General features: G+C 34.9%; 14 protein-coding genes and 1 pseudogene. 12 read left to right on the plus strand and 3 right to left on the minus strand.

The genetic code is table 11. From position 1 onward, the window contains the following. The 4 genes from J3U57_RS12355 to J3U57_RS12370 all read left to right on the plus strand — a co-directional run. Nucleotides 1-463 (plus strand): TNT domain-containing protein (locus J3U57_RS12355; protein WP_267344965.1); only part of this gene is annotated, 463 nt, incomplete at its 5' end. Continuing rightward, nucleotides 463-699, plus strand: a complete 237-nt coding sequence (locus J3U57_RS12360) for a hypothetical protein (RefSeq protein ID WP_267344966.1) — start codon at nucleotides 463-465, stop codon at nucleotides 697-699. The genes J3U57_RS12355 and J3U57_RS12360, both read left to right, overlap by 1 nt. A 191-nt stretch (nucleotides 700-890) precedes the next feature. Beyond that, the gene (locus J3U57_RS12365) at nucleotides 891-1,223 is read left to right on the plus strand and encodes a hypothetical protein (RefSeq protein ID WP_267344967.1); all 333 of its coding nucleotides are present in this window, start codon (nucleotides 891-893) and stop codon (nucleotides 1,221-1,223) included. 12 nt (nucleotides 1,224-1,235) lie between these two features. Next, entirely contained in the window at nucleotides 1,236-1,625 is a 390-nt protein-coding gene (locus J3U57_RS12370; protein ID WP_267344969.1) for a hypothetical protein, read from the plus strand. 45 nt (nucleotides 1,626-1,670) lie between these two features. Here the strand turns inward: J3U57_RS12370 and J3U57_RS12375 are convergent, their stop codons facing one another. Beyond that, nucleotides 1,671-1,838, minus strand: coding sequence for a SymE family type I addiction module toxin (locus J3U57_RS12375; RefSeq protein WP_267344970.1), 168 nt, complete (start codon nucleotides 1,836-1,838; stop codon nucleotides 1,671-1,673). 100 nt (nucleotides 1,839-1,938) lie between these two features. Here J3U57_RS12375 and J3U57_RS12380 point away from each other — a divergent pair, with 100 nt between their 5' ends. Next, the gene (locus tag J3U57_RS12380) at nucleotides 1,939-2,388 is read left to right on the plus strand and encodes a hypothetical protein (RefSeq protein WP_267358477.1); all 450 of its coding nucleotides are present in this window, start codon (nucleotides 1,939-1,941) and stop codon (nucleotides 2,386-2,388) included. A gap of 13 nt (nucleotides 2,389-2,401) precedes the next feature. Further along, the gene (locus tag J3U57_RS12385) at nucleotides 2,402-2,785 is read left to right on the plus strand and encodes a DUF596 domain-containing protein (protein ID WP_267344972.1); all 384 of its coding nucleotides are present in this window, start codon (nucleotides 2,402-2,404) and stop codon (nucleotides 2,783-2,785) included. Nucleotides 2,786-2,844: 59 nt separating this feature from the next. Here the strand turns inward: J3U57_RS12385 and J3U57_RS12875 are convergent, their stop codons facing one another. Next, entirely contained in the window at nucleotides 2,845-2,964 is a 120-nt protein-coding gene (locus tag J3U57_RS12875; protein WP_416379687.1) for a SymE family type I addiction module toxin, read from the minus strand. A gap of 257 nt (nucleotides 2,965-3,221) precedes the next feature. Between J3U57_RS12875 and J3U57_RS12390 the strand changes: the two genes are divergently transcribed. The 6 genes and pseudogenes from J3U57_RS12390 to J3U57_RS12415 all read left to right on the plus strand — a co-directional run bounded on the left by J3U57_RS12390 (nucleotide 3,222) and on the right by J3U57_RS12415 (nucleotide 7,863). Then, a complete protein-coding gene (locus J3U57_RS12390; protein WP_267358479.1) occupies nucleotides 3,222-4,199 on the plus strand; it encodes a hypothetical protein in 978 nt (325 codons plus the stop codon). 10 nt (nucleotides 4,200-4,209) lie between these two features. Further along, nucleotides 4,210-4,572 carry a hypothetical protein gene (locus J3U57_RS12395; protein ID WP_267344953.1) on the plus strand — a complete coding sequence of 121 codons (363 nt, stop codon included), beginning with the start codon at nucleotides 4,210-4,212 and terminating at the stop codon, nucleotides 4,570-4,572. A 171-nt stretch (nucleotides 4,573-4,743) separates the two neighbouring features. Further along, nucleotides 4,744-5,025 (plus strand): annotated as a pseudogene (locus tag J3U57_RS12400) (HNH/ENDO VII family nuclease). 5 nt (nucleotides 5,026-5,030) lie between these two features. After that, nucleotides 5,031-5,492 carry an SMI1/KNR4 family protein gene (locus J3U57_RS12405; RefSeq protein WP_267344955.1) on the plus strand — a complete coding sequence of 154 codons (462 nt, stop codon included), beginning with the start codon at nucleotides 5,031-5,033 and terminating at the stop codon, nucleotides 5,490-5,492. 266 nt (nucleotides 5,493-5,758) lie between these two features. Beyond that, nucleotides 5,759-7,471 (plus strand): VENN motif pre-toxin domain-containing protein, encoded by a 1,713-nt coding sequence (locus tag J3U57_RS12410; protein ID WP_267344956.1) that lies wholly within the window; start codon nucleotides 5,759-5,761, stop codon nucleotides 7,469-7,471. 2 nt (nucleotides 7,472-7,473) lie between these two features. Then, on the plus strand, nucleotides 7,474-7,863 hold the full coding sequence (locus J3U57_RS12415; protein WP_267344957.1) for a DUF6896 domain-containing protein: 390 nt from the start codon (nucleotides 7,474-7,476) through the stop codon (nucleotides 7,861-7,863). Between the two features lie 74 nt (nucleotides 7,864-7,937). Here the strand turns inward: J3U57_RS12415 and J3U57_RS12880 are convergent, their stop codons facing one another. Next, nucleotides 7,938-8,093 (minus strand): SymE family type I addiction module toxin, encoded by a 156-nt coding sequence (locus tag J3U57_RS12880; RefSeq protein WP_416379688.1) that lies wholly within the window; start codon nucleotides 8,091-8,093, stop codon nucleotides 7,938-7,940. Between the last annotated feature and the right edge of the window lie 69 nt (nucleotides 8,094-8,162).

Consider the following 8,162-nt stretch of genomic DNA (forward strand, 5'->3'; position numbering starts at 1 on the left):
AGGAGCCGGTAGTACAAATACGCATCTTCAAAGTATAATCAAAGGTAATGTTGAATCCAATATTGCAAAAAACCAAAAAGGTAATAAATCAAGTAATTTTGGTGAACACAGTAAATTGGAAGGAAAAGTTCAGGAAGATTTAGGTATTTGGCCACCAAATAGTGGGGCTTATGGGCCAGTCGAAAAAGTGACACTTAAACCAGGTGATTTTGTTGATAGATATGGATATGATACTGGTTACTATATATCTCCAGAAGGAGTTGCATTTGAGGCAAGAGCCTTACCATCAACATCATTAAATTCTCCTTATAAAGTTTATGAAATAATAAAACCAATAGAAGATGTATCACAAAGTAAAGTTTTACCGTGGTTCGGCCAGCCTGGCCAAGGAACACAATATAAGTTATCAAAACCTGTAAAATGGTATGTAGATAATGGTTATTTAAAAGAGGTAATAAAATAATGAATAGAGATGAATTAAAAAAAATTTTAGATGTTAAAAAAGTTCCCCATATGTCATATAGCCTTGATGGGCTTAAAGATGGTGATTGTCTTTGTATTGTTCAAAATAATGAAAAATGGAAATTAATTCATAATGATCGAGGTAGTAAAAACTATATAGGTGATTTTAATTCAGAAGATGAAGTTTGTAACGAATTTTATGCAATTCTGAAAAGAAACTACAATTGGACTAATTAATAGAAAACATAATATTCCGCACTATATTGAAATATATCTTATGATCTCTCAGTTCTGCTGATCTCCATCGTAGAACTGAGTTAATTATCTGCTGATTATGCGATCTATTTCGCAAGTTGGGCAATCAACTTGCTGGAAAGGGGACGAGTGCTAACATAAATAATGGAACAACTGGTTCCGTATGGGATTCAGTGAAGGCAACTCAACCGAATTACCCTGGTTCAGTTATCCCTAAATCATTTGAGTTGACTTTACCTAATGGGCAGAAAGTATGGATTCATGGTAATGCAACAGAACATATTGCCGAATATGCTCAATTTAAAGCGAAAGACTACACGCCAGAAGCTGTAAGGTTATCGTCACAACAACAACTGAACAGTTTGCAAGGGGCTCTTAATTCAGCAATAAAAAATGGCGTCGAATATAATAAGTTAATTACAATCGACGGTTGGGAGCTAAAATTAGCACCACCTCGTCAACTAGGTGAGCTTCCTGCAGTAATTCATGCTCGACCAGTTAAATAAGTAGGAGTATTAATGAGTATTAATTTAAGTGATCCTATCAAGATTATTTTTAATGAGATAGAAATAGATGATTATTTACCGTCAATTAAATTCAAAATTGATATTAATATAAATCAGTTCACTCACCTTTTAGCATATAGTGGAGAAATTTGGATTGAATGTAGCGTCTGGGATCGATTCTCTAAAGGGCTTAATGAGGGAAAAAACACTATATTAAATGATATGGATGATACTTTTATCATAAAGATAATAAAAAGTAATGAGTTCATAGAGTTTGCATGGTCAATTAAGAGACGAGATCTTGAAGGAAATGTTATGACTGCAGATTATAGCAGTAAAATTACTGATGATGTTTACTCTGTCATCAAAAATGAATTTATTAATTATCCTAAGTGGTGGTAGATAGTAAATCTCCCACCTAACCAACGGGGCTCTTCTTATCTATTTTTAGATCTGCATCGCAAGTTCAATAATTAACTTGCCCTGTTCAATCTTAATAATAACAGGGCAGCCGACATAAAAACCAAATTGCTCCAGCCACCTGCCTTTAATGGTCAGTTGTGGTCTTGGGTTGGGCTTTGTACCTTGTGGCATGTAACCGAGGTATAAAACCACCTAGCCTCCACTGCGGATAAATCCTAAAACCGGTTAGATACGGGCACCATTGGCTTTAGTGATATCGAAAACAAAGCGGATTATAAAGTCAGCAGCAGTGTTGGCGTCAGCCGGTTATAATAAAAAAGACGATGATGAAGATAACAATAATAGCAAGAAAAATAATGAAAAATATCAAAATGAAAAGCAACAAAAACGATTTGATGAGTTAAAAGACATTTATAATAAAGATAATCCTAAAACTGATTTAGAGATTGATGGTCAATTAATTAAACAAAATGATGGGAATCGTTACAGTACTCGAATTTATGAAAGTCAAAATTTGTCAGATAAACAAATATATAATTATGCAGAGGAATTAGCTGGACAACCTTTGACGAAGGTTAAAGATGGTATTTATACAGCACGTCTTCAAGATGGAACTAATATTACATTAAGAAATGCATCCAATTCAAATACGGGCGCTCGTTGGACTATTGATATAAAAAATAACCCAACGTTATTAAGATTATATAATGGACTTAATAAAGCTGAAATAAAATTTAAGTGAGAAAATTATAAATATGATTAAAGAATCTGAGTATAACTATGTGGTTGATTGTGCAGAACAACAATCATTAAATGGGTTATGGGCGTATATTGCACCAAATATATTGCCGTCCTTAAAAGTTACTGGAAACGAGATTCCATTCCAAAAAAGAAAAGCGTTATTTTTTTATTTTGTTCATAGATTACTAAAAGAAGGTCGTCTTAAGTTAGCAAAAAATGGACATCTTCTATCGGGGTCAATAGACGATCAAATAAAATTATTTTATAACGCTTTTCCAAAAACGGCAGATGGAATGTTTGATAAACAAAAATTAATGGATGACTATTGGTTTTTTGATGATTCTTGTCCGGCGGAAGCCGTCTGGGTTTTGGATGATGGTTCTTTAGAATGGACTTAGGTAGTGAGTTCACAATAAATTATCTTCTAACTATGCGATCTGCTTCGCAAGTTCGACAATTAACTTGCCCAGCCAATCTTAATTATAACAGGGCCGCCTACATAAAAGCCGAATTGCTCCTGCCACCTGCCTTTAATGGTCAGTTGTGGTCTGGAGTTAGGTTTTATGCCTTGTGGCATGTAACCGAGGTATAAAACCGCTTAGTGGATTGTGGTTAGCAGGTTAGCGGTGCGTCAACACTGTTAGCCTGCGCTGATTGATGTTACTGCTTGTTTTATTATCTACTCATCCTTCTTCTTAGCCAGCCTTGCTGAGCCCCAGCGCCTTGCCTGGTATTTGACAATCATTCCTTCCAGGGCTTCTTTATGAATTATATCAATCAGGCAATTTATCTGCCGATGAATATTTCCAGTTAGTCTCATCTTATGCAAGTTCGATGCTTGAAGGAATTCAAGAAGGTCAAACCGATAATGCCAAAAATCACCGCTTTATGGATTGGGATATTTATGATGCTTCCGGAAGCGATTGGATACCGTCAAACATTATATCTAACCCTTATTTATCAGGAGTAAGAGGATTAATTTTATTAAAACAATGGCGAGCTGAAGGATTATCTGAATCACAAATCCAAGAAAGATTTTTAAAAGATAACATATTAGGTGCTTTTGGCTCTGGTCCTGATATTAATGAAATTGTTCATCAGGTTCGTAATGGCGGTCTGAGTGTTGATGATGCACTAAGACTAGCAACATTGACTGTTTATGGAAAAGTGACAGACAATGCAAGCAAAGGTAAAAATGTTACCGGAAAAGAGACTGATGCCAACAAACCATTAGACAAAACAGATTTAGAGCTACAACACGGAAAAGGCAATGTTGAACAAGGTGGTGGAAATTATAAAGAGACTAAGGATAAAATACTGGATAATCAGGACACCAATCAGAAAGCTAATGAAAGTAGTAATTTTGGTGAACATGTAAAAAAAGAGCAAGAGATTAATGCCGGAAAGGGGACGGGAGGATCTTTAACCGGAAAACCAACTCAATTACCACATTCAAGTAGTTCTGACAATATACGCTCAATTATGAGAGAAAATGAAAGTGCACAAATTCTTGCAAACAATGGTTATCATGTTGAGCAAAATCCCATTATTCCTGGATTAAAAAAACCTGACTATAAAATAAATGGTGAGATATTTGATAATATTGCCCCTAAAACAAATTCGGTTCGTAATATCTATGACCGAGCATTAGAAAAAATAAATGCAGGTCAAACAAAAAGTGTTGTTATTAATTTGGCCGATACAAAAGTAAGTGTTGACGATTTGCAAAAACAATTTAATGATTGGCCAATGAAAGGGTTAGATAAAGTCATTGTCATTGATCAATCAGGAAAACCTACAAGAATTAAATAAGGATAAATAAATGGCAATCGATATAACATGTTATACCAAAATAGAAACCAACGTGTTACAGTCAAAGTTAGATTCGATTAAATTTAAATTTAATCATTTGTTTAGTCTATCATATATAATGTATGACGCACATAATATTCTAAATAATCAACAAATTGAACTCATTGACGATCGTACAGAAAGATATAATCAAGAGACTAAATTGTTAATTGCTGAGGAATTTGGTCTTAAAGAACCAAAATCTTATTTTATGATATCTGTTAATGATAAATCCTTTCCGGAAATCAACACATCTGAAATAGCAGATCTATTACGCACAGAGCTAGGAAAAGAAAATATTATTATACTGCTTAATGGAGAAGAATTAATTTAATAAATTTCCCCGATTACCAGATTGGGGATTTTTACGTATCTCTTGATCTGTATTGCAATTTCAATTGCAGCAAAATATTTTGGACAAAAGCGAAAATACTGAAGCAAAGATCCTATAGAGTTCAATGGTAATAAGGTTTATTAACGTAATGATTTGTTTGATCCGAATTTGATGACAACTTTGACAGATAAAGGGAAAATAATTAAAGGAACAAATTTAGAAAAAATGGCATCTGGTCGAGCACCTATTGGTCATGATGGAAATTCGATTAATTTACACCATATGACACTAAATCAAAATGGAGCTACTACTGAAGTTACATAAACATTTCATCAACAAAATAAAACTTTGATTCATGTTAATCCCAATACTATTCCTTCTGGAATTAATAGAAATGAGTTCAATAAATGGAAAACTCAATATTGGATCGAGAGAGCAAAAACATATAGGTAAAAATTATGAATGAAATAACAAAAAATATACTTATTGAATTCATCAATAAAAATGAGAATATAATTAATTTCGGAACTCCGGAAGATGCGGTTGATGAATCATGGATTTTAAAGGCCGAAAAATATTTAGGTTTTCCTTTAACTAATTCTTATAAATGGTTTTTACGTGAATACCGTGGTGGTGAAATATGTGGAGAGGAAATATACAGCATTTACGGATTAGATTTTGAATCGGTTAATGGTGGAGATATTGTTTATCATCATATCATTGATATGAAAAATAATATTATGAAAAACACACAACTTGTTGTTAGCCAAATAGATTTTGGTGATGTGTATTATTTTGATTATACTAAATTTGATAATGGGGAATGTCCAATATACATTATGTTCCCATCTGCTGAATGTAAGTTTTATGCTATTAATTTTTATGAATTTTTATATAAAAGAATTAAAGATTATTTATAAGTTATAGTTTTTTAGACTTGTAAATCAATCTCTATCACTAACTTGCCTTGCTCAATCTTAACGATAAAGGGCAGCCCACATAAAAGCCTACCTGCTCCAGCTACCTGCCTTTGATTGTTAGTTGTGGTCTTGGGTTGGGCTTTGTGCCTTGTGGCACGTAGCCAATGGTATAAAACCACCTAGCATTCACTGCGGATAAATCAAAAAACCGGTTAGATACCGGCACCATCAGTTTTAGTGATATAGAAAACAAAGCGGACTTTAAGGTGACCCAGGTATCGATAAGTGGCGGTACGGGAGGACCTGGCGTTCCAACGGCGTATCAAAACAGTGATAAAGACTCAAGTACCACCAAATCAGCAGTGGAAGAGGGACAGTTAATCATCCGTAATCAAGACGAGCAAAAACAGGATATCAATGAATTAAGTCGGGATACGGAGAGTGCCAATAATCCACTGAAACAGATATTTGATAAGCAAAAAGAGCTTGATAAGATAGAAACGGTAGAGTTAATTAAAGATATTGCCCAACAAACAAAAGATGTGGTGAATAAATATGACCGCATACAAGCGCAAAATGATGTAGATAAAAATAAGGATGCGTTATCAAGGCTTGAGGCAGCAAAAGCGTATGAAAAGTTAACTGATGACGAAAAAGCAAAAATATCGTTTGAAAAGTATTATGAAGATAATAAAGATTACTGGTATTATTCAGCGGTTGATACGCAATTAGCATCCAACCTAAAAAATGGTAAAAACCTGGGCACAATGGGGGGCGATGTCAGCAAAGGGATAGATAGTGCAGTTGCCATTGTGACAGGTATTATTTCGGGTGATATTACCGGTGGACTGGCTGGCGCCAGTGCCCCTTGGCTGGCTGAGCAAATCAAAAAGCATACCGGCCATATGGATGAAAATGGCAACTGGGTAACCGATAATGTTGCCGGAAACTTAGTTACTCATGCGATTTTAGGCGCCGTGGTTGCGGAGTTACAAGGCAACTCAGGATTATCGGGTGGTCTGGGCGCAGTTGGGGGAGAACTGGCAGCGCAAGTCATTCGAAAAACATTCTATGGAGATAAGAACGACAACGAATTAACCGAAGCAGAAAAACAAAACATCAGCGCACTCGCCCAACTTGCCACCGGACTGGCTATTGCCGTTGCCGGGGGAGATGTGGGTGATGCCGGCACCGCTATTGCTGCCGGTAAAAATGCGGTTGAGAATAATAGTTTGGTGACACTCCCCCTAGAGGCTTGTGCAATAACGGCACCTTGTAGAGGATTTGTAGCTAAGAAAATTTTAGAATATGGTATCAAAGCTGGAATAACAGCAATAGTTGCAAAAGAAATAGCCGATAATATCTCATCAGAAGACTTAGAACATCTTATTATCCTAAATATGATGGGAAATGATGAAATAACTAATCGTTATTTAGGTGAATTGAAAGATAAATATGCAACAACGATAGCCATAGATCCAAATAATGAGAGATTTAAGCCAGAAGGATACCCCATATCAGAAGAACCAAAACCAATAATTATTAGTACGCCTATTCCGGAGCAAGACAAGGATGCAGGAAAACTAGTTACTCCAATTATTGAACAAGATAAAAATTCAGGAATATTAGCCGGTCCTGAGATCGAGATTAGGGATTGGCGAGATTTTATTCTTACTTCAGATAATGTACAAGAAAAACCAGTGGGAAGTTTGATCGGTATTCAAGGCAAAAATGAAGTATCTGGTTCAGATATTAAACGTTATGCTGAAGATATGAAAGAAAATGGATTTGATAAATCTCAGCCTATTGATGTTGTGATTATTGATGGGAAAATGATTATTATTGATGGGCATCATAGAGCTGCAGCAGCAAAATTGGCAGGAATTAAAGATGTTCCAGTAAGGATTAATGAGGTTACAAGTAAAGAGGCAGCAGATGAAATTCTTATTTGGGCAGCAGAAGCTAAAACTAGGTATTAATTATGTTTGAAAAAATACTTGAATATATTAATTTTCAGAAAAAATTAATGGATGAATTTAAAAGATTAAATTCATCCTCATCTGATTTTAAATATTTTCTGGATTTTCCCAGAAGAGGACATTTTAGGTTAAATAATGAAGAATGGAGTTTTTTTAGACATGGTTTAGGTTTTAGATTTACACGCCAGATGCCATTACCTCATCTTATTATAGATCCTCACGTTTGCCCTTTTGAATATAAAATAGTTGATGATTGGCGATTATTACAATTTTTAGAGTCTCAGTCAGGAAATACATATGATAAGTATGATATTAAAGCTCAATTAGAAAAATTATTTTTAGAAAATAAATTAGAAAGAATAAATTCTAATCAATATAAAGTTATTAAATAAAAGTTATATTGTATTAGTATTAAATTATTCATAGTTCTGCGATCTTTATCGCAGAACGGGGCTGATTATGCGATTTACCTCACAAGCTCCACTATCAACTTGCCTTTTTTAGCGGTAATGGTGACGAGTTGTCCGGTGGTAAAGCCGGCGTCCTCCAGCCAATTGCCTTTAAGGTGTAACGCAGGGTGTTTGCCGTAGTGGGTGGGGTGACCGATGAACTGGCAGCGCAAGTCATTCGAAAAACATTCTATGGAGATAAGAACGACAACGAATTAACCGAAGCAGAAAAACAAAACATC

The organism is Gilliamella sp. B3464 (assembly GCF_026536145.1).
Lineage (GTDB): Bacteria > Pseudomonadota > Gammaproteobacteria > Enterobacterales > Orbaceae > Gilliamella.

Excerpts from the sequence above, each read along its gene's own strand:
- J3U57_RS12360 (WP_267344966.1), top strand. The coding sequence starts at position 463 with ATGAATAGAGATGAATTAAAAAAAATTTTAGATGTTAAAAAAGTTCCC.
- J3U57_RS12370 (WP_267344969.1), top strand. The coding sequence starts at position 1,236 with ATGAGTATTAATTTAAGTGATCCTATCAAGATTATTTTTAATGAGATA.
- J3U57_RS12385 (WP_267344972.1), top strand. The coding sequence starts at position 2,402 with ATGATTAAAGAATCTGAGTATAACTATGTGGTTGATTGTGCAGAACAA.
- J3U57_RS12875 (WP_416379687.1), bottom strand. The coding sequence starts at position 2,964 with ATGCCACAAGGCATAAAACCTAACTCCAGACCACAACTGACCATTAAA.
- J3U57_RS12390 (WP_267358479.1), top strand. The coding sequence starts at position 3,222 with ATGCTTGAAGGAATTCAAGAAGGTCAAACCGATAATGCCAAAAATCAC.
- J3U57_RS12395 (WP_267344953.1), top strand. The coding sequence starts at position 4,210 with ATGGCAATCGATATAACATGTTATACCAAAATAGAAACCAACGTGTTA.
- J3U57_RS12405 (WP_267344955.1), top strand. The coding sequence starts at position 5,031 with ATGAATGAAATAACAAAAAATATACTTATTGAATTCATCAATAAAAAT.
- J3U57_RS12415 (WP_267344957.1), top strand. The coding sequence starts at position 7,474 with ATGTTTGAAAAAATACTTGAATATATTAATTTTCAGAAAAAATTAATG.